The sequence below is a fragment of the Stenotrophomonas sp. NPDC077461 genome (assembly GCF_049545475.1).
GTDB classification, from domain to species: domain Bacteria; phylum Pseudomonadota; class Gammaproteobacteria; order Xanthomonadales; family Xanthomonadaceae; genus Stenotrophomonas; species Stenotrophomonas nematodicola.
This window is the reverse complement of the sequence record NZ_JBMWDO010000010.1, coordinates 136,823-157,409: the sequence shown is the minus strand read 5'-3', so window position 1 is coordinate 157,409 and position 20,587 is coordinate 136,823. Positions and strand designations below refer to the sequence as shown.

The following is a 20,587-nucleotide window of genomic DNA, read 5'->3' as shown; positions in this document are numbered from 1 at the left end:
GACCGCATCGTCTGGACCACCCCGGCCAGCGCGGTGGCCTACGCCGGCCAGAACCTGCAGATGACCGTGCAGCAGGACCTGCAGGTCAGCGCCGGAGAAACCGTGTCGGCCGTGGCCGGCGAGCATGTGGCGCTGTTTGCGCAGGCCGGGCCGGTCAAGGTGATTGCCGCCAACGGCCCGGTGAGCCTGCAGTCCAACACCGGCGAGCTGGAGCTGCTGGCCGACCAGGCCATCACCGTGACCGCCACCGACGACCGCATCGACATCCTGGCCCAGCAGAAAGTGGTGCTGCAGGCTGGCAACAGCGCGATCACGCTGGAAGGCGGCAACATCACTTTCAGCTGCCCGGGCACGTTTACCGTCAAGGCCGGGCAGCATCCGTTCATGGGCGGGGAAAGCGGTGAGGCCGGTATCGAATCGCTTCCGCAGGGACTGGTCCAGTTGAAGGGCCGTGCCCCGTTCTCGGTCTAGGGAAAGACAGCATGCTCATCAGTTACCCGATCCTCCCCGCCAATGGCGGCAATCAGAACGAGCAGCAGAAACTCGACGCCATGCTGGCGCTGGCACAAGCGGACCGCGGCCTGTATCCGGTGACCACCGGCAACCGCTGGCATGGCGGCATCCATCTGACCCCAGGCGACCAGCCGATCCGTGCGGTGGCCGATGGTGTGATCGTCGCGTACCGGCTGGCGCCGGAGACCCGTGACTATCCGGGTCTGGGCAACTACGACACCAGTTTTGTGTTGATAAAGCACGAGACCGACTCGGGCGAGAACACCCGCGTGGTGTTCCATTCGCTTTACATGCACCTGCAGCCCAAGGGCGTAATGACCCCGGCGCGACGCCAGTTGCTGCTTCCCTTCCTGCGCGACGCCGCCGTCGGCACCGATGCCGTACGCGCGCCGGACAATACGCGTGTTTCGCGCAAGGACGTGATCGGCTTCGGCGGCCAGTTGTATGGGCAGTCCACCGTACATTTCGAAATTTTCGCCAGCGAGGCCGACTTCCGCGCCGCCGATACCGGCTTCTGGCGCGACCGCACTGCTATCGCGGCAGGCAGCCACGGCTCAACAGATGTCTATGGCGACAGCTACTTCATCATTCCCGCCTCGCGCACTTTCAGCGCGCGTCACCCGCGCGCGACGGCTCCGCACCGTCTGACGTTCCCTGCGTTCCGCAATACCCATTACGACCTGGACGTCGGTCAGGAGGGTCAGAACGCCACCCGTCTGCTGGTGAAAGTCGCCTTCGGTGGCGGCAACCGCGTCTCCACCACGTACGCGCTGGATGACCAGGGCGAGGTGGTCGCCCAGGTGGGCCAGCCTGTGCAGCAGGCCGGCTATGAGTACGAGATGTACCGCATCGCGAACCTTCTGTACGACGACTGTACCAGCGCAGGCTTCGACTACCTGCGTTTCGGTCGCCTGCTGGGCGCGGACACCACCACCCACGTAGAGAACTGGCAGCTGGTCCGCTATGCAGATGCCAGTGTGGGTTACATCAATCTGGCCGATCCCGCCCAACAGATCAGCGTTCTCTCCGATGCTGATTTTCCGCTGCACTGGCGTGCGGTGGTGGAGGGCGACGCGGCCAGCCCGGAAGATGGCATTGCCAATGTCGATCGCCTGACCGAGCTGCTCGGCCTGGCCACTCCGTCGCCGGTCCCATCGCTGTCGGCACCTGCGGAGTTTGCCGCCCGGGCCAATGCGGCCGGCGCGGCCGAGCAGCTTCGCCACCTGATCTGCAAACACCCCAGCGAATGGGACGCCAGCGATCTGGAGGCCCGCTACGCCGTGTATCGTCAGCCAGGCGCGGTGTTGCACACCGATGAGTCCTGGCAGAACTTCAAGACCCACGTGGAAGCGCTCGCCTTCTGGCCGCAGAGCGGGCTGCCGGAACGCCAGGTCTGGCACTTCCACCCGCTTCAGTTCATCCACCACTACCGCAAGTGCCTGTGGCTCAGCCGCGACGAGCTCAAGAAGGTCTACCCCGACAGCAAGTACCCGATCACCGCGCTGGCTACCGAAGGCCGTGGACGAACACCGGACAGCATCCGGGACGACTACCGCGTCCAGATCAACCAGGTCACACGCAAGTATCTGGTCACCACCCAGATCCGGATGGCGCACTTCTTCGGCCAGGGCGCCGTGGAATCGATGTATCTGGCGCTGATGCTGGAAGGCTCGGCGAACTACTCGCGCAACCCGCGGCACCAGAGTTTCCAGCCGGAAACCAATGGTTTCTACGCGCCAGCGCAGCCCAATTACCTGTTCTACCTGGAAAACCGGCTGGGCAACATCACCACCGGCGATGGCCCCAAGTACCGCGGTCGGGGCATGAAGCAGCTCACCGGCCGGGAAAACTACTCCAAGTACTGGGTGTATCGCGGCTGGCTGGATGCGAGCACATTCACCTCGCCGTGGTGGAACCCGGCGCGGCCCGCACGGGCGCCGACCATCAATGATCCGCAACGCCTGTCCACCGACGCCTACGCCGCCATCGATGCCGGCGGCTGGTACTGGGAGGCTGGCTCGGCGCAGAATCAGTTCCGCACCATCAACAATGCCATCACCGGCAACGTCATCGACCGCGCCAGCGTGCGTACCGTTGCCGTCGCCATCAACGGGGTCAACCGCAGCACGGGCGATCCCAATGGCCTGGCCGAACGACTTCGGGAAACCGAATCGGCGGGCCGTGTACTTACGGATCAGATATGACCCTTACCCGCTCCCTGCAGCTCACTGCGTTGTTCCTGCTGACCGCCTGCAGCACGGTGGGCAGCGCCCTGGAACCGGTCGCGTCCAAAGCGCCCGCGTACACGCTCTCGGCCAACACCGGCCTGGGTGCGGGGCAACCCGATACGGTGTGCCGGAACGTGCAGGTAAAGCGTCGGACCGTCGGCGTGTACTGCCGATCCAGCAGCACGGCCCTGCTGCAGGAGCTCGGAGTGTCGGTCACCCCGGCAGACCCCGGCGACGCCAGCCCCGCGCGCAACGTGGATTTCGCCACAGGCATGAGCCAGTACAGCGGTACGCCGCGCAGGCTGCATGGCCGCGATGGATTCACCGCGGAGGTCGACTGCGACACCGGCACAGGCGAGGTATACCGCGCCACGGGGACCTGCCTTGCCGCCGTCTCGTTCGATGACGCCCGCCGGTTCCACTACACGCAATTGACCCTGCGCGATGAAGCCGCCGGCAAACAGATCCTGTCGCCGGACGACGCGCTTGCCATTGCCGACGCACTGGATTGACCTGCGCCTGACCATGCCGGCGCAGGTGTGCGGCAGGTGAACGGATCCCAGTCTTTCCTATCGGGTACTAGTCGATGAAATATGTTTCGTGGGCGCTGCTCGCACTCGTCGCCAGCACCGCCGCCGCGTGCGCGCCGACGCCCGCCGGCGCCATCCGGATCAAGGGCGACCATTTCGTCTACCCGTCGCAGCAGGCCGAAGCGAGCATCAGGCTGGGGCCGTCGCTGGACGCCTGGAACGTCAGCTGCGACAAGCGCCACGCATTGGTATGGGGCCGCGCATGGGACCAGATCCAGCCGGGCGACGCACCCTACTCCAACCTCTATCTGCTTGACCTCGACAAGGGTGAGATCGTTGCCCATGTCACTGTCAGCAGTGGCCCCTACGAGACAGAATTCAGCCAGGACCAGACCCTGGTCCGCATTGACGAGCGGATTCTGCGCCAGGCCGACGGCACGGAGGTCGATCCTCCGCCGGCGTTTCACCCGGAAACGTGCGCGCCATTCGCGGGCAAGAACAGCGCGTGAAATGTCACGTCGCAACGCGCCGCTGTACCGGGCCACGGCAGCCTGGTCTGGCCACCGATGCGGTGCTGGCCATCATCGACGTCTTGGAACAAGGCGAAACATCCGGATCAATGGACTGACCATGAGACTGCGTACCCCCCTGCTGCCGGCGCTCGCCTGCGTTGCGCTGCTGGCCGCCTGCAAGGGCCCGCCGACCGACCCTGCGACACCGGCACCGCTCCCGGCTGCAGGCGCGGCAACGCCATCGGCGCCCGCCGCGACCCCACTGGTCCATCTCGCCGAGATCGACGCCGCCACGCTCCAGGCGCTGGGCGTGAGCGCCCCGCTGAAGACTGTGCACTTCCGCGACAGGGACGGCGAAGGCCTGCTGGTGCTGGACCGGATCGACAGCCAGGCGCCCGATGCCGACAGCGGCGAGGCGATGGACGTGGCGCTGCTGACCGCCACGCTCTACCGGCGTGCCGACACCGCCACGTCGTTCGTCGAGCGCTGGCGCAGCGAACACCGCACCGAGTGCCCGGGTCTTGACCTGGAAGCCGCCTATTTCCTCGACAACGCCGAGGCCACCGACCTCGACGGCGATGGTGTGGCCGAACTGACCCTGCCCAGCCACGCCTTCTGCGGCGGCGGTGTGGACCCGCATCAGATCGTGATCGAGCTGCGACGCGGCGATGATCGCTACCGGGTCGAGGGCGAGTCGCTGGTGGTCATCGATGGCGAAGCGCCGTTTGGCGGTGAACGTGCCGACAGCCCGTCCTACGCCGCCGCACCGGCAGCGTTCCGCCAGCACCTGGATACGGTCTGGCAGGCGGTGCACACCCTGCCCGGCCGCGAATCGGACGGCGGGCCGTAGCCCGTGCCGCGCCCTGCGCTGTCAGCCGATCACGATGTAGTCGCTGACCAGCGCCGTGCCCTTGTGCGGACCCGGTGCCAGGTGGACGTAGCGCCCGCCGACCTGGTCGATGGCGATGCAGTCGTCCACGTCCAGCACCGCGTCGGTGTGCGGCTTGAACCAGGCCGCATCGCGCAGCGCCTTGGCTTTCTGACGTGCCTGCGCGGTATCGGTGGCTACCAGCAACCGGTAATCGTGCGCCTCGCCCAGCGAGCGTGCGACGTAGCCACCGAGATTGATGAAGAACAGCCGCGGTGCATCCGCTGCCGGTGCCGCCTCGACAAAGGTCACCTTGTAGCCGTCTACGCCATCCACCGCGAGCCAGCCATCGATGTGCAGACCCTTGGCTGCGCCGAACCAGTCCTGGCGCAGCTGCGGGTAGGCGTCTTCGATGCGCGCAACGTTGGCGAAGGCCACGTCGTGGACCTCGATGCGGGCGCGGTCATGGCGGCCGCCCAGCATGAATACATGCAACATGTCCGATCTGCTCCTGCGTCCCACCCTCGCGGCGGGCGGCCATTGTACCTGCGCTGTGGACCCGCCCCCGCGCGGCGCGTCATCGTGTCGCGCCCGCCCACGACACGAAACTCGCGGCGGCAGTGGTATCGTCGGCGCCCGAACCTGCAGGAGCCATCCCCATGCCATCCCTCGCCCGTCGCGCCGCCCTTCCGCTGCTTGCGCTGTGTAGCGCCGCGGCACTGAGCGCCTGCGTCAGCTCCCCCGGCCCGGCCATCACCGGTCCCGGCCTCTGCGATGCCAGTGGCCTGGGCTGGTCGGTCGGCCACGTCGCCGATGAAGCCACCCTGCGCCGCCTGCTGCGTGAGAGCGGCGCGGGCCTGATCAATCCGATCGGCCCAGCCACCATCACCTCCAAAGACCTGCGCAAGGACCGCCTGCGGGTGTTCATCGACAAGGACAACATCATCACTGCAGCACGCTGCGAGTGATGCGCCCGCTGCGGGCGCTCAGTGGCGCCCGCAGTCGTGCCCGCCCCAGTGCGCCCCGCGCGGGGTCTGGCCAATGCCGGGGTTGAAGGCGTTGCTGGGGTCCAGCGTGCGGTAGAACGCTGCCAGCGGCGGTTTGGCCGGGTAGAGATGGCCCACATTGTGCTCGGCCGGATACTCGGCCCCGCGCTGGTCCAGCAGCGCCCACATCGCATGTTCGATCGCCAGCGGATCTTCGCCCTTGCGCACGATGTAGTCCTGGTGGAATACATGGCACAGGAAGTGCCCGTAGTAGAGCTTGCCGGCCAGGCGTGCATCGAGGTCCGGCGGCAGCTGCTCCACCCAGTGGCGATCGTCGCGACGCAGCGCAACGTCCAGGGCCACGATGTCCTCGACGTCACGCCGGTGGACCTCGCGGTACCGCACGGCGGCGCCCGCCACGGCGAAGCGATGCAGGAAGGCCTTGCGCCCCTCCTCGGCCGTGCACTGGAAGTAATCGCCCTCCCCGCTCGCAAAGTGATCGCGCAGGAAGGTCGCGGTCGCCGCGGCATCCACCGCCGACACCTTGAGCAGCAGATGGTGCTCGTAGCGCGCACGGAACTGCCCCATGCGCGCCGGCAGGTGGCCAGGCAGGCAGCGCATGACCAGCTGGATCGCGCGGTCGGTGACGCCGCGCAGGCCCAGGCTTTCGAACCAGCCATCGATGCGGCTCTTCAACGCGAATGCGGCGGGCACCCGCCCCGTGCCGAAGCGGTCGATCAGCAGGAAGGTGTCCTTGCCATAGCGCTCGCCGATGTCATACGCCTCGCGGTGCAGATATTCGCCGGAGATGGGCAGGCGCTCGAACGCGGTCAACAGGTGGCGCCGGATCGCCGTGAGATCCTCCATCGCATTGCTGCCGATGTAGAACACTTCGCCCGCCTCGCGCGCGAAGGTGTCCAGGCGCACCGCGAAGACCGCCAGCTTGCCGGCCGAACCGGAGGCTTCGTAGTGACGCGAGGGATCGGCGTTGTAGCGTGCGGGGGTGTCGGCATCGACCTGACGGACCTGCTCGGCGTAGCGCGGGTCCGACGCGGCGCGATCGCCACCGTTGTCGACGTCGCCCGGCGAGTAGTCGCCGCGTTGCAGCCGTTCCAGAATCTGCTCGGGGGTGTCTCCCAGCGCGATGCCAAGATGGTTGACCAAGTGCAGTTGCCCATCCGCGTCGACCTGGGCGAACAGCGCCATTTCGGTGTAGGCCGGTCCGCGGCGGACCAGCGAGCCGCCGGAATTGTTGCAGACACCGCCCAGCACCGATGCCCCGATGCACGATGACCCGATCACCGAGTGCGGTTCGCGGTCCAGCGGCGCCAGCGCCTGCTCCAGCCGATCCAGCGTGGCACCGGGCAGGCAGACCACCTGGCGCCCGTCGTTGAGCAGCTGGATGCCGGTGAGCCGCAGCGTGTTGACGATCACCACAGGGCGGTCGTAGTCCGCGCCATCGGGCGTGGAGCCGCCGGTCAGGCCGGTGTTGGCCGCCTGCATGATGACGATGGCGTTGGCCGCCACGATTGCCTGCAGGGCGCGCCATTGTTCGAGCAGCGTGCCGGGACGCACCACCGCCAGTACCGGCCCGTCGCCGAAGCGATAGCCCTTGCGGAAGCGCCGGGTCGGCTTGTCGCCGCACAGCACGTGCGCATCGCCGACGATGCCGCGCAGCTGCGCCAGCAGCGCCGCCGTGTTCCCGGGCGCGCCGCTCACGGGGCGACCGCGAGGTGACGGGTGGCGTCCACCAGCGAATCGCGACTGATGTCGGCGATGGTTCTGGCGCCGGTCAGCGTCATCGCCACGCGCATTTCCCTGGCGACCAGGTCCAGCAGGTTGGCCACGCCGGCCTCGCCGTGCGCCGCCAGCGCGTACACGAACGCGCGGCCGAGCAGCACGCTGTCCGCGCCCAGCGCGATCATGCGGACCACATCCAGGCCGTTGCGGATGCCAGAATCGGCCAGGATCTTCAGCTCGCCCTTGACCGCGTCGGCGATGGCCGGCAACGCCCGTGCGGTGGACAGCACGCCATCCAGCTGGCGTCCGCCGTGGTTGGAGACCACGATGCCGTCGGCACCGAAGCGCACCGCATCCCGCGCGTCCTCTGCATCGAGAATGCCCTTGATCACCATCGGCCCGGTCCAGAACTCACGGATCCATTCCAGGTCCTTCCAGGAAATGGAGGGATCGAAATTGTTGGCCAGCCAGCCGATGTAGTCGGCCAGGCCGGTGGGATGGCCGCGGTAGGTGGAAATGTTGCCCAGATCATGGGGGCGGCCAAGCAGACCCACATCCCATGCCCATCGCGGATGGGTGGCGGCCTGCAGCATGCGCCGTGCCGGCGCGTGGGGGCCACTCATGCCCGAGTGCGCATCACGGTAGCGCGCACCGGGCGTCGGCATGTCCACCGTGAATACCAGCGTGGTCACGCCTGCCGCCTTGGCCCGCTCCAGCGCGTTGCGCATGAAACCGCGGTCCTTGAGCACGTAGAGCTGGAACCACATGGGCCGGTCGATGGCCGGCGCCACCTCTTCGATCGGGCACACCGACACCGTGGACAGGGTGAACGGAATGCCGCGGCTGGCCGCCGCCTTCGCCGCCTGCACCTCGCCGCGGCGTGCGTACATGCCGGTCAGGCCAACCGGGGCCAGCGCCACCGGCATCGCCAGCCGCTCGCCGAACAACTCGGTCTCCAGGCTCAGTTCGGCCATGTTGCGCAGCACGCGCTGGCGCAGGGCCACGTCGGCCAGGTCGGCGACATTGCGTTTGAGGGTGTGCTCGGCATACGCGCCGCCATCGATGTAATGGAACAGGAACGGCGGCAGCCGCCGCTGGGCGGCCGCGCGGTAATCGGTGGAGGCGGAGATGATCATGGGTCAACCGTGGGAAGAAGGAAGCCGCGACGCGCGTGTGCGCCGGGCTTCGTTGTCGTCGAGCGTGCGCAGTGAGGTGTGCACGAATTCCAGGTGCGCGTGCGCGGCAGCGCGCGCACGTTCGGGATCGCCGGAGAGCACGCCCTCCATCATTTCGCGGTGCTGGACCGACAGCGGCTCGAACGTGCGTGGCGAGGTGTAGAGCTTTTCGCGGCTCTGGGAGATGTTGGTCTGCAGCAGTTCGAACAGGCCGCGCATGACCTGCAGCAGTACCAGGTTGTGCGAGGCCTCGGCGATGGCCAGGTGGAAGGCGGCATCGGCACGCGCCTCGCCGGCGGGATCATCCTTGCCGTGTGCGTCCATCATGGTGTCGAATGCCTGGCGGATCTTCGCGCGGTCCGCGTCGGTCGCGCGCAGGGCTGCGTGCCATGCCGTGGCGCCTTCCAGTGCGTGGCGGATCTCCAGCACGTCGAAGCGGTACTCCGGGTCGCCCTGGAACAGCGGCAGGTAGGGCATCAGCGGTTCGTCGATGGCCTGTCGCGCGCGTGCGGCCGGCTCGGCCACGAAGGTGCCGCCGCCCACGCGCGCGGTCAGCAGCCCCTGGCTGGACAGCTGCGCGATCGCTTCGCGCAGCGCGGTGCGCGACACCCCCAGCTGCACCGACAGCGGGCGCTCGGCCGGCAACCGGTCGCCGGGCTGCAGGTTCTCGGTCTGGATCAGGTCGCGCAACTGCGCGGCCACCTTGTCGGAGAGGCGTTCGTTCTTCATGCCGCCATTGTCGCCCGCGTGGCGGGCGATGGGGTTGATGCCGGGAGCCGGTGCCGCGCGCATGGGGTCAGGGAATCATCCAGGTCAGCCAGTACGCCTGCAGCGTGGTGATGATGCCCACCATCACGGTGAAGATCAGGCTGTGCTTGACCGTGAAGCGGAACAGATCCGATTCCCTGCCGGCCAGACCAACCGCCGCGCAGGCGATGGCGATCGATTGCGGGGAGATCATCTTGCCGGTCACCCCGCCGGTGGTGTTGGCCGCCACCAGCAGCACCTCGGACACGCCGATCTGCTGCGCCGTGGTTGCCTGCAGCGCCGAGAACAGCGCGTTGGACGAAGTGTCCGAACCGGTCAGGAACACGCCCAGCCAGCCCAGGAACGGCGAGAAGAAGGTGAACGCCTTGCCGGTGTGCGCCAGGGCCAGGGCCAGCGTCGCCGACAGCCCCGAGTAGTTGGCGATGAAGGCGAACGCCAGCACCATGCCGATGGAGTAGATCGGCACTTTCAGTTCATTGGCGGTTTCGGCGAAGGTGCGCAGGGCTGCGGCCGGACGCATCTTCAGCAGCACGATGGCCAGCACCGCGCCGAGCATGATCGCCGTGCCGGTGGCCGACACCGCATCGAACGTGTAGACCGCGCCATAGGCGGTTGGGGCCGGCACGATCGGCGGCATCTTCTGCACCAGTTGATCCAGTGATGGCACGGGCAGTTTGAGCACCCAGTGGTCCAGCGCCCCGCCGGCGGCGAACAGCGCCTTGAACGGCTTGATGCTCCACACCGTCACCATCGCGGTCAGGATCAGGAACGGCGACCATGCCTTCAGGATCTGCCCGCGGCTGTACTGCGGTGCTTCCAGTGCCTGGGCGGCAGCCTGCGCGCTGGCCTCGGTGTCGAAGCGGAAGATGCGCACCGGCGTCCAGCGGCGCAGGAACAGGGTCAGACACACCAGCGAGGCCAGCGAGGCCGTGATGTCCGGCAGTTCGGGGCCGATGAAGTTGGAGGTCAGGTACTGGGCGATGGCGAAAGAGCCACCGGCCACCAGAACCGCCGGCCAGGTCTCCTTCACGCCGCGCCAGCCATCCATGATCGCCATGATCCAGAACAGCACGATGATGGTCAGGAACGGCAGCTGGCGACCGGCCATCTGACCGATTTCGAACGCATCCAGGCCGGTCACCTGCCCCGCCACGATGATCGGAATGCCCATCGCGCCGAACGCCACCGGCGCGGTATTGACGATCAGGCACAGTCCGGCCGCGTACAGCGGCTTGAAGCCGAGCCCGACCAGCAGTGCGGCGGTGATCGCCACCGGCGCGCCGAAACCGGCGGCGCCTTCCAGAAACGCGCCGAAGGCGAAGCCGACCATGAGCATCTGCAGCCGCTGGTCCTCGGTCACCGACAGGATCGACGCACGGATGATGTCGAACTGCCCGGTCTTGACCGACACCTTGTACAGGAACACCGCCCCCAGGATGATCCAGGCGATGGGCCACAGCCCGTAGATGAACCCGTAGGCGCCGGCGGCGACGGCCTGCTGCAGCGGCATCCGGTAGAACAGCAGCGCCACCCCCAGGGCAATGGCCACGGTCAGCGTGCCGGCCAGCCAGCCTTTCATGCGCAGCACGGCCAGGGCAACGAAGAAGAAGGCGATCGGCAGCAGCGCGATCAGGCTGGACACCCAGAGGTTGCCAGCGGGGTCATACAGTTGTGGCCAGGCCTGCATCGACGGATCTCATCAAGAACGGACAGGGGTCCGCGCGGTCACCACCGCGCGAACCGAGGAAATCCACGAGTGTCATGCGCCCGATTAATGGTCCTACCACTTATCGGGCGATCTCTCGGAACTGTCCGCATTGAAGCGTCAAATGCGCGACCGGCCTATTAGACCATAGGTTTACGCTGGTATATTGGTCATACCATTATCAACGTCCGCACTCACTGGCCGGACCCTTCAGCTCGACCCCGTTGCCATCGGGATCGCGCACGTAGAGCGAGCGCCCGTCGCCTTCGGCACCGAAGTTGCTTTCCACGGGCCCCTCGACCGCCACATCGTGCATCTCCAGGTGGGCGCGCAGGGTGGCCTCGTTGAACGGGTCCACGCGCAGGCACAGGTGATCGACATTGCGCCCCTTCGCCCCGGCGGCGGGTCCACCCGGTCTGCCAAGCGCGCCGTCAATGCTGACCAGATCGATCATCGACGCCCCGGCGCGCAGATGGACCATGCCCAGCGAGGGGCGCTCGCGCGCCACCGTGCAGCCCAGCACGTCGCAGTAGAAGCGCAGCGCCCGCGGCAGATCGGACACGCGCAGTACCACATGATCGATGCGTTGGATCTCGAACGGTCGCATGCGCTGACTCCTCATCAGATAGGCCTCAAGAATGACGTGGGCACCGTGAGGGTGGCCTCGACAATCGCAAAACGCGCCGATAGCGACACAACACGACGCCTGCAGCCTGCGTACACAGAACCTTGACGCACGTGCTGGCAACGGCCGCCGGCCGAACACATCGTGCAGGCAGGTGCCGGCGTGGACGATATGCAGACAATCAATTGGGCGGATCGCGGACAGAACCTGACGATCGACCTCCAGAGCTACATCACACGCGGATGCATCGGCGTATCACGCATGTCGTCGGTACAGGTCGGCAGCGGGGCATTCACCCTGTGGCTGCAGGTGCGTGGCTGCAGCCGGATGGAGTCCAGCGAGGGTCGCTTCCACCTGCACGCCGGACACTGGATCGTGCTGGACCGCAACTCGCAGCCGCGCCTTCAGGCCGACCGTCGCGGCCTCTGCATCGGCGTGGCATTGCAGGGCAACGCGCTTGAGCTGCTGAACGCCGATGCGTGCCGGCTCTATCCCGGCTGTGGCGCGATGACCCGGTGTGACCTGCAGATTGCCATTCGTCTCTGGCGTCAGCTGGTCCGCAGACCTGCGCACGATCGCGTCAGTGGCGATGCGATGTTGCGGGCGCTGCTGCGCCACGTCGTCCATCTGCAGCGATCGATGGGGCTGCAGGAAGATCGCTGTCCGGGCCGCTCGCTGCATCGCAGGCGCCATGTGCTGGGCCGGCTGTGCCGCGCTCATCTGACGCTGCAGGGAAACGTCGACCGGGTAGTCAGCATCGGGGAGCTGGCGGAATTGTCCAGCCTGTCCTACTGGTACTTCTCCAAGGCTTACCAGGGCGTGTTCGGCGAGAGCCCGCAGGCCGCTGGCGTGCGGCTGCGCATGGAGCGCGCCGCCGAACTGCTGCTGGACAGCGACCTGATCGTCGGTGAGGTGGGAGCGGCCTGCGGATTCGAAAGCGGTTGCAGCTTCGCGCGGGCCTTCCGCGCGCACTTCGGCGTCACGGCATCGGCGTACCGCTGTCAGATGCGCGCGTTGCGCACTAAAGCTCAAGTCGCACACATCCACCGCGCATCGCGTACAGGCTGAGCGGAAACGAAACAGTAACGTTTGGATCGCGCTTTTCGCACACCCGGATCCCCTGGAGAGATTTATGCTCAACCTGACGTTGCCCGTCGTACGCCCCGCAAAGCTGCTGCCCGTCGCGATCTGCGCTGCCCTTGTTCCGGCCGTGGCGTCCGCCGATGAACCCACCACACTGGACCAGGTCAAGGTCACCGGTTCACGCCTTCGGGCCGCCGATGCCGAGACCCGCCAGCCGATCCTCGTGGTCAGCCGCGACGACATCGCACGACAGGGCTTCACCAGCGTCGCCGATGTCCTGCAGAACCTCAGCTCGGCCGGTGCACCGGCGATCTCCCGCGCCGACGCGTTGGCCTCCGGCGAAAACGTCGGTGGCTACTATGTGAACATCCGCAATCTGGGGGCGGCGCGCACGCTGGTCCTCCTCAATGGACGCCGCCTGGGCGCCACCACCGCCGGGCTGCAGGATCTGGGTCAGATTCCGATGAGCATGGTCCAGCGCATCGAGGTGCTGAAGGACGGTGCGTCGGCGGTCTACGGCTCCGACGCGATTGCCGCGGTGGTCAACGTCATCACCGATGCCGGCTTCGACGGCCTGGAGGTGAATGTGTCGAGTGGCCAGTTCAGCCAGGGGGACGGCGGCAATCAGCAGCTCTCCCTGCGTATGGGCGCACAAGGCCCGCACAGCGGCATCACCGTCGCGTTGGAGCATGCCAAGGACGACCCCGTCTGGGCAAAGGACCGCTGGTTCAGCCGCGATGGCAATGCCGGCCCCGACTATCGCGGATCGGGCTGGAGCGCGATCGGCAGGAACGGATCGCACTGCAACCCCTGCAGCAGTACGCCTGGTGATGGCATCACGCCGGCTTGGTGGACCCTGAAAGACGGCGGCGACCCGGCCCGTCCGGGCGACTATCGCCGCACCGATGACAGCGACCGGGTCAATGCCAACGAGCAGATGATGGTGCAGACCGGCGTCGAACGCCGTTCGCTGTTCGCCACGGGCTGGTACGACCTCAGCGATACCGTCCGGCTGGAAGGCGAGGCAATGTACAACCAGCGCATCACCGACCAGCAGGTTGCCGGCTACCCGCTGCAGTACACCCTTCCCGCCGACAGCCCGTTCAACCCCTATGGCGTCGACACGACGTTCAACCGGCGCCTGTGGGAGGTCCCGCGCACCACGCGCAGCGACCTGCAGACCTTCCGCGTGAGCGGTGCATTGAAGGGCAGCGTGCAGCTGGCCGGACGTGTCGTCGACTGGGACGTGGGCGGGCTGCACAACCGCAACCAGCTGAACAAGACCGGCCACGGCGATGCCAGCTATCTGGCGATGGCGCGTGCGCTGAGCCCGGACTGCGGAACTGCCAAGGACATCCACTGCACGCCGTGGAATCCATTGTTGCCTGCAGGGGGCAGCGGCCCGGGCTCGCTCTCCGCCCCGGGCCTGCAGAACTTCCTGTTCCCGTTCTTCACCGATACCGGAACCACCTCCACCGCCAGCTACACCGCCAACCTGGTCAGCACCCTGTTCGACCTGCCGGCCGGCGAAGTCGGCGTTGCGGTGGGCTATGAGCATCGGCGCGAGCAGGGCCGTTTCGTGCCCGATGCATTCAGGCAATCCGGTGAGAGCACCGGCCTCGCCGCCACCACGACCCAGGGCCGCTATTCGCTCGACGAGTTCTATGCCGAGCTGAATGTGCCGATCCTGAAGGACCTGCCCTTCGCCCGTGAACTGAGCTTGAGCCTGGCAGCTCGTCACTCGGATTACAGCAATTTCGGGCAGACCCTGAATACCAAGTTCGGCCTGAACTGGCGCCCGCTGGAAGAGCTGCTGGTGCGTGGCACGGTCGCCACCGGCTTCCGCGCGCCGACCATCGACGACCTGCACGGAGGTGCCGGCTCCAGCTTCGAGTCGTACACCGATCCCTGCGGTGTCGGCGCGACCAACAGCGTCAACGGCAACGCGGCGTGCAACGCCGCCGGCGTTCCCATCGGCTACACACAGCAGGGCCAAGGGGGCAAGGACTGCACCGGTTACCCCTGCCAGACACCGGACGTATTCACCAACCAGTCCAACCCCAACCTGAAACCGGAAACCTCGACCAGCCGTACCGTGGGTCTGGTCTGGAGTCCGCGCTGGGTGGAAGGTCTCGACATCTCGCTGGACTGGTACCAGTACAGGATCGACAACCTGATCATCCAGGACAGCGTGGACCGCATCCTGCGCGACTGCTACGTCCTCGGGAACGCCAGCCAGTGCGACGGCATCTCGCGCGCCCCCGATGGACACATCGACGGCATCGTCTACGGCCTCGCCAACCTCGGCAGGCTGGAGACCGAGGGTTACGACCTCGGGGTCAACTACCGCCTTCCGGAACTGGCGGTCGGCCAGATCCGGCTGGACTGGCAGAGCAGCTATGTCAGCCGGTACGACGAACAGGGCAACAACGCCGCCGGCGAGACCATCATGATCGGGATGGTCGGTACGCCGGGCATCTTCCGCGTGCGCTCCACGCTCGGCGTGGATTGGGAGAAGGGCGACTGGGGGCTGCGCTACGGAGTACGGTACTACTCCGGCATGAAAGAGAGCTGCGTCCCCAATCGCCCGTGTACGGCGCCCGACCACCATGCCAACGGGGAACCGGATGCCATCCGCAAAGTAGGCAGCAACACCTTCCATGACCTGCAGGTGCGCTGGAGTGCGCCGTGGAACGCGACCGTATCGCTGGGCGCCAACAACCTGTTCAATCACCGGGGGCCGATCATGTTCTCCAGTCCGGAAAGCGCGTTCCCCTACTACGGCGGGTTCGATATCGGGCGCATGGTGTACATGAAGTATCAGCAGCGGTTCTGATGGACCGTGTCGTACCCAACGGGGCCGCCTGCCGGCCCCGTTCCGACCCATCGCGGACGGGCGACTCGATCAACTGGACGTGAGGCGTGCCGTCACGGTGTCGGTTCGATCTTCCTGGCGATCCTGCGGAACACCGCCAACACGATCAGGCACAGCAGGGTCACCCCGATGGCGATCACGTACTCGCCGATGCCCACCGCGATCCCGATCGCGGCGGCCATGATCAGCGAACTGGCTGTCGTCAGCCCGCTGACCTGATCCTCGTGCGAACCACGCAGGATGGTACCGGCCGCGACGAAGCCCACGCAGGCCACCACTGCTTCGATCAGACGCACCGGATCGACCTGCAGCAGGTCGCGATAACGCTCCTGCTGGAAGTGCTCGGCGATGCTGTCACCCAAGCCAACGATCAGCGCCGCCGCACCGGCGATCAGCATGTGCGTGCGCAGCCCGGCCGCATGCCGGCCCATCTCGCGCTCGATGCCGATCAGCCCGCCGAACAGCATCGCCGCGGCGATGCGCAACAGAATCGACAGATCTTGTTCCAGTCCCATCATTGACGTCGCCCGGCAGTAGAGATGCCGAGCGTTGCAGAGGATGGCGTCTGGGGACCGTGAAGCCGCCCGCATGCCCCGCCGCACCGGCCGTCAGGCCGCCTACTGGGCCAGGTAGCCACCATCGATGGCGTAGTAGGTCCCCGTAGCGAAGGAGGCATCGTCGCTGGCCAGCCAGGCCACCAGCGCTGCCACTTCGTCGGCCTTGCCCAGCCGGCCCAGCGCGTGTTTGGCCTCCAGCGCCTTGCGCACTGCCGGGTCCATCTTGTCCAGCAACGGTGTGGCGATGAAGCCGGGGCCGACCGCATTGACCCGGATACGGTCGGCGGCATGCTCCCACGCGGCGGTCTGGGTCAGCCCGACCACGCCGTGCTTGGCCGCTACGTAAGCGGCCGAGTTGTTGAAACCGACCTGCCCCAGGATCGAGGCCATGTTGATGATGCTGCCGCCCTTCCCCGCCGCACGCATCGCCTGGATCTGCGCCCGCTGGCACAGGAAGACACTGGTGAGATTGACGTCGATGACCCGCTTCCAGCCGTCCACGGGGTAGTCGCCACTGAGCGCCGACGGGCCGCCGATGCCCGCGTTGTTGATTGCGATGTCCAGCCCACCCAGGGCCTCCACAGTCCGTTGCACCGCCGCCTCCACGGCCGCTTCATCGGTCACGTCCAACGCGATCCCGATGGCGTTGACGTCCTTGCGACGCAGCGCTTCGGCGGTTTTCTCGACCGCATCCGCCTTCAGGTCCCAGACCGCCACCGCTGCACCGGAGGCAGCCAGCAGTTCGGCCGCGGCCAGGCCGATACCGGAGACGCCGCCGGTCACAATGGCCACCTTGCCCTTGAGCTTGTAATCGATCATCACGTTGTACCTCGGGTTGGAAAACAGCGGCAGGCCGTGCCTGCATGACATCCACCCTACGCCCCGGCTGCGTTACAGAACGTGCACGCAGGCACCCGCAACAATGCTTCCCATCGCTGCAACGCACTGCCCCCTATGCTGGCGGTCGTACGTCCACATCTCGTCTGTTCACGCTGCCCGATGGCAGCGCCCTCCCCCAAGGCATGCACATGACATCTTCCACCGACGGCCCCCTGTTCACCCCCACCCGGCTGGGCGCGATCGAGGCGCGCAACCGCATCGCGATGGCCCCGCTGACGCGCAACCGCGCCATCGAAGGCCGCGTGCCCAACCCGCTGGCCATCGAGTACTACCAGCAGCGCGCCAGCGCCGGCCTGATCATTGCCGAGGCCACCCAGATCAGCCCGATGGGTCAGGGCTACCTGGACACCCCCGGCATCTACAGCCAGGCACAGATCGAGGCCTGGCGCGGCGTGACCGCCGCCGTGCATGCGCGCGGTGGCCGGATCGTGCTGCAGCTCTGGCACGTCGGCCGCATCTCACATACCAGCCTGCTGCCTGATGGGCAGGCGCCGGTAGCCCCCAGCGCGCTCACCGCCAACGCCAAGACGTTCACCGCCAACGGGTTTGAGGATGTGTCGGCACCGCGCGCTCTGGCGCTCGATGAGATTCCCGGCATCATCCAGGACTACCGCCAGGCGGCGCGCAATGCGATCACCGCCGGCTTCGACGGCGTGGAAGTGCATGCGGCCAACGGTTACCTGATCGACCAGTTCCTGCGCGATGGCAGCAACCAGCGTACCGACGCCTACGGCGGCAGCATCGAGAACCGCACCCGCCTGCTGGATGAGGTGGTGCGCGCGGTGGCGGCCGAGATCGGCGCCGAGCGTACCGGCGTACGCCTGTCGCCGGTCACCCCCGCCAACGACGCACACGACAGCCAGCCGCAGCCGCTGTTCGAGCGCGCGGTCGAACGCCTGGACGCGATTGGCGGGCTGGCCTTCATCCATGTCATCGAAGGCGCTACCGGCGGTCCGCGCGACAACATCGCCTTTGATTACGCAACGCTGCGTGCGAAGTTCCGTGGCCCGTGGATCGCCAACAACGGCTATACCAAGGACACCGCCTCGGCGGCGATCGCATCCGGGTACGCCGACATGATCGCCTTCGGCCGTGCGTTCATCGCCAACCCGGACCTGGTCGAGCGCCTGCGTCTGGGCGTGGCCCTGTCCGAGCTGGACCCGAACACGCTGTACGGGGGCGGCTCGCAGGGGTACACCGACTACCCGAGCGTGTCCGGCTGATGCGTTGTGCGCGTGGCCCGCTACATTGCGGGCCACGCGTTCGCAGGATCACCACATGGATGTACCTGTCTGGCAAGGCGGCTGCCTCTGCGGCGCCATTCGTTTCGAGGCCCGCGGCATCTCGTCCGCGCACTCCACCCGCGCCTTCTGCGCCCAGTGCGGCAGCACACTGGGCGCGATCGACGACGGGCCGGTGATTGCCCTGCTCACGGGCGCATTCGATGCATCGCACGCGCCGGCACTGGCCCCGCGCGGGCAGTCGTTCGTCGACGGCCAGCCGGACTGGCTGGCCGCGACGCCCGTGGTCAATACACCGGCAGCGAAATGAAGCTGGCCTGCTGCGGCGCGTGCCAGATCTGCTGGGTCGCCTTCTGGTAGTCGCCCGGCTTGGCCAGGTAGATGTTCGGCACGAAGGTCTGCGGGTTGCGGTCGTACAGCGGAAAGAGGCTGGACTGCACCTGCACCATCACCCGGTGGCCCGGCTGGAACACGTGGTTGGCGGTGGGCAGCCCGAACCGGTAGTCGAGCACCTGGTTGGCGGCAATCGCCTGGGGCGTGCTGAAGCTCTCGCGGTAACGGCCGCGGAAGATCGCCATCGACACCGCCAGCTCGTAGCCCCCCATTTCCGGCGTGGACGGGGTCTGGTCGGGGTACACATCGATCAGCTTCACCACCCAGTCGCTGTCAGTGCCGCTGGTGGCCGCCTGCAGGTTCACCTGCGGTGCGCCGCCGATGCGCAGCGGTTCGGTCAGCGGTTCACTGATGAAGGTCAGCACGTCGGGACGACCATCGACAAACCGCTGGTCCTTGACCAGCCAGCTGGTCCACATGTCGCGATCGGCGAAGCGCACCGGGCGCGGCACGAACGGGACCGGCTTGGCCGGGTCGGACACGTAGGCTTCATACGTTGCCTCGCCGGGCTGCGGCGCCTCGAAGGACAGTCTGCCGCCGGCACGCAGGTAGAGCGGCCTGTTCTGCGCGGCGGTGCGTGGCCACTGCGGCAGGCGATCCCAGTGGTTCTCGCCGGTGTTGTAGATCAGCACCGGGGGTGTATCGGCCTTGGCCGCGCCATCCACCAGATACTGGTCGAAGAACGGTTTGAGCACGTCGCGGCGGAACTGCAGCGCGGTGTCGCCATCGAACTTCAACGCGCCCAGCGTCGAACCGTCATAGTTGACCTGGCTGTGCCGCCACGGGCCCATCACCAGGTAGTTGAGCGTATTGCCGGTGTCGCGTGGCTCCATCGCCGCATAGCTGTGCACCGCGCCCCACATGTCCTCCTGGTCCCACAGGCCCTGCAGCCACATCGTCGGTACCTTCAACGGCGTCTTGGCCATGCGCGCGTCCAGCGCCTGCTCCTGCCAGAACGCATCGTAGGCCGGGTGCTCGATCAGCTTGTGCCACCACGGCAGCTGATCCAGGCCGTTGGCCGTGGCGTAGTCGCCGGCCGAGCCGGCACGCAGGAACGTGGTGTAGTCGTCGTAGCCGACGCTGGGAATCGTCGGCCCCTTGCCACGCTTGGCCAGCTGACCGGTGAAGTAGCCGAAATTGACCTGGCGGAAGGCGCCGTAGTTGAGCCAGTCGTCGCCCATCCAGCCGTCGATCATCGGGCTTTGCGGCGCGGCCACCTTCAACGCCGGATGCGGGTCGGTCAAGGCCATCACCACGGTGAACCCTTCGTAGGACGAGCCCAGCATGCCCACCTTGCCATTGCTTTCCGGCACATGCTTGACCAGCCAGTCGATGGTGTCCCACGCATCGGTGGCATGGTCCACCCGGGTTGGATTGAGTGGTCCACGCAGCGGCCGCGTCATCACGTAATCGCCTTCGGAACCGTACTTGCCGCGGATGTCCTGGAACACGCGGATGTAGCCGCCATCGACGAACACCTCGTCGCCCTGCGGCAGGATGTCGCGCATGTGCGGAGAGTCGATCCGTCTGGCACGGTTGGCGGCGTCATATGGCGTGCGCGTCAGCAGGATGGGCGCGTTGTGGGCGCCCTTGGGCACCACGATCACGGTGTACAGCTTCGTACCGTCGCGCATCGGTACCATCACCACGCGCTTGTCGTAGTCGTTGCGGGCCGTCGGCGTTACGAACCCCTTGGCCGGGATATCCGGCGTCATCGGCGAGGTCTGCGCCGACACACTGGCCGCAACCAGGACACTCAACAGCACGACAGGCACGACACGGACACGCATGGGCTCTCTCCCGGCAGGTTGGCGACGAACATCCGCAGCCTAGCGTCGAGCCGGCCGGGAACGTAAGTGCCGGCGGTCGTCCGGCACCGCCCCCGGCT

The 20,587-nt window shown here is 66.9% G+C and carries 19 protein-coding genes; 10 read left to right on the top strand and 9 right to left on the bottom strand.

The window, feature by feature from the left end:
* From ACPEH8_RS16725 to ACPEH8_RS16705, 5 genes are all read left to right on the top strand, one after another.
* A partial coding sequence (locus tag ACPEH8_RS16725) for a DUF2345 domain-containing protein (protein ID WP_423667540.1) occupies positions 1-471 on the top strand: 471 nt, incomplete at its 5' end.
* Between the two features lie 11 nt (positions 472-482).
* Positions 483-2,717, top strand: coding sequence for a M23 family metallopeptidase (locus ACPEH8_RS16720; RefSeq protein ID WP_136006895.1), 2,235 nt, complete (start codon positions 483-485; stop codon positions 2,715-2,717).
* The gene (locus tag ACPEH8_RS16715) at positions 2,714-3,253 is read left to right on the top strand and encodes a hypothetical protein (RefSeq protein WP_026070586.1); all 540 of its coding nucleotides are present in this window, start codon (positions 2,714-2,716) and stop codon (positions 3,251-3,253) included. The genes ACPEH8_RS16720 and ACPEH8_RS16715 overlap by 4 nt, the downstream gene beginning before the upstream one ends.
* Positions 3,254-3,327: 74 nt before the next feature.
* Complete coding sequence (locus tag ACPEH8_RS16710; RefSeq protein WP_153165244.1) at positions 3,328-3,780, top strand: hypothetical protein; 453 nt, start codon at positions 3,328-3,330, stop codon at positions 3,778-3,780.
* A 121-nt stretch (positions 3,781-3,901) separates the two neighbouring features.
* A complete protein-coding gene (locus ACPEH8_RS16705; RefSeq protein ID WP_136006898.1) occupies positions 3,902-4,633 on the top strand; it encodes a M949_RS01915 family surface polysaccharide biosynthesis protein in 732 nt (243 codons plus the stop codon).
* 21 nt (positions 4,634-4,654) lie between these two features.
* Here the strand turns inward: ACPEH8_RS16705 and ACPEH8_RS16700 are convergent, their stop codons facing one another.
* Complete coding sequence (locus tag ACPEH8_RS16700) at positions 4,655-5,149, bottom strand: DUF1543 domain-containing protein (protein WP_153165245.1); 495 nt, start codon at positions 5,147-5,149, stop codon at positions 4,655-4,657.
* Positions 5,150-5,310: 161 nt separating this feature from the next.
* Here ACPEH8_RS16700 and ACPEH8_RS16695 point away from each other — a divergent pair, with 161 nt between their 5' ends.
* Positions 5,311-5,619: a hypothetical protein gene (locus tag ACPEH8_RS16695; protein WP_017354896.1), complete on the top strand. Its 309-nt coding sequence runs from the start codon at positions 5,311-5,313 to the stop codon at positions 5,617-5,619.
* An 18-nt stretch (positions 5,620-5,637) separates the two neighbouring features.
* On the opposite strand, the gene dld is transcribed toward ACPEH8_RS16695, so the two are convergent.
* The 5 genes from dld to ACPEH8_RS16670 form a co-directional block, all read right to left on the bottom strand.
* Complete coding sequence (dld, locus tag ACPEH8_RS16690; RefSeq protein WP_153165246.1) at positions 5,638-7,356, bottom strand: D-lactate dehydrogenase; 1,719 nt, start codon at positions 7,354-7,356, stop codon at positions 5,638-5,640.
* Entirely contained in the window at positions 7,353-8,513 is a 1,161-nt protein-coding gene (gene lldD, locus ACPEH8_RS16685; protein ID WP_017354898.1) for an FMN-dependent L-lactate dehydrogenase LldD, read from the bottom strand. Before lldD ends, dld begins: the two co-directional genes overlap by 4 nt.
* Positions 8,514-8,516: 3 nt before the next feature.
* On the bottom strand, positions 8,517-9,281 hold the full coding sequence (lldR, locus tag ACPEH8_RS16680) for a transcriptional regulator LldR (RefSeq protein ID WP_136006908.1): 765 nt from the start codon (positions 9,279-9,281) through the stop codon (positions 8,517-8,519).
* 67 nt (positions 9,282-9,348) lie between these two features.
* Complete coding sequence (lldP, locus tag ACPEH8_RS16675) at positions 9,349-11,007, bottom strand: L-lactate permease (RefSeq protein WP_136006911.1); 1,659 nt, start codon at positions 11,005-11,007, stop codon at positions 9,349-9,351.
* 199 nt (positions 11,008-11,206) lie between these two features.
* Complete coding sequence (locus ACPEH8_RS16670; RefSeq protein ID WP_017354901.1) at positions 11,207-11,632, bottom strand: VOC family protein; 426 nt, start codon at positions 11,630-11,632, stop codon at positions 11,207-11,209.
* 189 nt (positions 11,633-11,821) lie between these two features.
* On the opposite strand from ACPEH8_RS16670, the gene ACPEH8_RS16665 reads away from it, so the two are divergent.
* Positions 11,822-12,718, top strand: a complete 897-nt coding sequence (locus ACPEH8_RS16665) for a helix-turn-helix domain-containing protein (protein ID WP_423667545.1) — start codon at positions 11,822-11,824, stop codon at positions 12,716-12,718.
* A 64-nt stretch (positions 12,719-12,782) separates the two neighbouring features.
* A complete protein-coding gene (locus ACPEH8_RS16660; protein ID WP_423667537.1) occupies positions 12,783-15,569 on the top strand; it encodes a TonB-dependent receptor plug domain-containing protein in 2,787 nt (928 codons plus the stop codon).
* 92 nt (positions 15,570-15,661) lie between these two features.
* On the opposite strand, the gene ACPEH8_RS16655 is transcribed toward ACPEH8_RS16660, so the two are convergent.
* Both ACPEH8_RS16655 and ACPEH8_RS16650 read right to left on the bottom strand, forming a co-directional pair.
* Entirely contained in the window at positions 15,662-16,123 is a 462-nt protein-coding gene (locus ACPEH8_RS16655; RefSeq protein ID WP_026070590.1) for an MgtC/SapB family protein, read from the bottom strand.
* Between the two features lie 102 nt (positions 16,124-16,225).
* The gene (locus tag ACPEH8_RS16650) at positions 16,226-16,984 is read right to left on the bottom strand and encodes an SDR family NAD(P)-dependent oxidoreductase (RefSeq protein WP_017354905.1); all 759 of its coding nucleotides are present in this window, start codon (positions 16,982-16,984) and stop codon (positions 16,226-16,228) included.
* Positions 16,985-17,193: 209 nt separating this feature from the next.
* Between ACPEH8_RS16650 and ACPEH8_RS16645 the strand changes: the two genes are divergently transcribed.
* Both ACPEH8_RS16645 and ACPEH8_RS16640 read left to right on the top strand, forming a co-directional pair.
* A complete protein-coding gene (locus ACPEH8_RS16645) occupies positions 17,194-18,288 on the top strand; it encodes an alkene reductase (RefSeq protein WP_136006919.1) in 1,095 nt (364 codons plus the stop codon).
* A 55-nt stretch (positions 18,289-18,343) separates the two neighbouring features.
* Positions 18,344-18,616 (top strand): hypothetical protein, encoded by a 273-nt coding sequence (locus tag ACPEH8_RS16640; protein WP_136006921.1) that lies wholly within the window; start codon positions 18,344-18,346, stop codon positions 18,614-18,616.
* Here ACPEH8_RS16640 and ACPEH8_RS16635 read toward each other — a convergent pair.
* Positions 18,594-20,489: a CocE/NonD family hydrolase gene (locus tag ACPEH8_RS16635; RefSeq protein WP_017354908.1), complete on the bottom strand. Its 1,896-nt coding sequence runs from the start codon at positions 20,487-20,489 to the stop codon at positions 18,594-18,596. The two genes, ACPEH8_RS16640 and ACPEH8_RS16635, sit on opposite strands and share 23 nt — an antisense overlap.
* Positions 20,490-20,587: the final 98 nt, after the last annotated feature.

Excerpts from the sequence above, each read along its gene's own strand:
- ACPEH8_RS16720 (WP_136006895.1), top strand. The coding sequence starts at position 483 with ATGCTCATCAGTTACCCGATCCTCCCCGCCAATGGCGGCAATCAGAAC.
- ACPEH8_RS16715 (WP_026070586.1), top strand. The coding sequence starts at position 2,714 with ATGACCCTTACCCGCTCCCTGCAGCTCACTGCGTTGTTCCTGCTGACC.
- ACPEH8_RS16710 (WP_153165244.1), top strand. The coding sequence starts at position 3,328 with ATGAAATATGTTTCGTGGGCGCTGCTCGCACTCGTCGCCAGCACCGCC.
- ACPEH8_RS16705 (WP_136006898.1), top strand. The coding sequence starts at position 3,902 with ATGAGACTGCGTACCCCCCTGCTGCCGGCGCTCGCCTGCGTTGCGCTG.
- ACPEH8_RS16700 (WP_153165245.1), bottom strand. The coding sequence starts at position 5,149 with ATGTTGCATGTATTCATGCTGGGCGGCCGCCATGACCGCGCCCGCATC.
- ACPEH8_RS16695 (WP_017354896.1), top strand. The coding sequence starts at position 5,311 with ATGCCATCCCTCGCCCGTCGCGCCGCCCTTCCGCTGCTTGCGCTGTGT.
- lldD (WP_017354898.1), bottom strand. The coding sequence starts at position 8,513 with ATGATCATCTCCGCCTCCACCGATTACCGCGCGGCCGCCCAGCGGCGG.
- lldR (WP_136006908.1), bottom strand. The coding sequence starts at position 9,281 with ATGAAGAACGAACGCCTCTCCGACAAGGTGGCCGCGCAGTTGCGCGAC.
- lldP (WP_136006911.1), bottom strand. The coding sequence starts at position 11,007 with ATGCAGGCCTGGCCACAACTGTATGACCCCGCTGGCAACCTCTGGGTG.
- ACPEH8_RS16670 (WP_017354901.1), bottom strand. The coding sequence starts at position 11,632 with ATGCGACCGTTCGAGATCCAACGCATCGATCATGTGGTACTGCGCGTG.
- ACPEH8_RS16665 (WP_423667545.1), top strand. The coding sequence starts at position 11,822 with ATGCAGACAATCAATTGGGCGGATCGCGGACAGAACCTGACGATCGAC.
- ACPEH8_RS16660 (WP_423667537.1), top strand. The coding sequence starts at position 12,783 with ATGCTCAACCTGACGTTGCCCGTCGTACGCCCCGCAAAGCTGCTGCCC.
- ACPEH8_RS16655 (WP_026070590.1), bottom strand. The coding sequence starts at position 16,123 with ATGGGACTGGAACAAGATCTGTCGATTCTGTTGCGCATCGCCGCGGCG.
- ACPEH8_RS16650 (WP_017354905.1), bottom strand. The coding sequence starts at position 16,984 with ATGATCGATTACAAGCTCAAGGGCAAGGTGGCCATTGTGACCGGCGGC.
- ACPEH8_RS16645 (WP_136006919.1), top strand. The coding sequence starts at position 17,194 with ATGACATCTTCCACCGACGGCCCCCTGTTCACCCCCACCCGGCTGGGC.
- ACPEH8_RS16640 (WP_136006921.1), top strand. The coding sequence starts at position 18,344 with ATGGATGTACCTGTCTGGCAAGGCGGCTGCCTCTGCGGCGCCATTCGT.
- ACPEH8_RS16635 (WP_017354908.1), bottom strand. The coding sequence starts at position 20,489 with ATGCGTGTCCGTGTCGTGCCTGTCGTGCTGTTGAGTGTCCTGGTTGCG.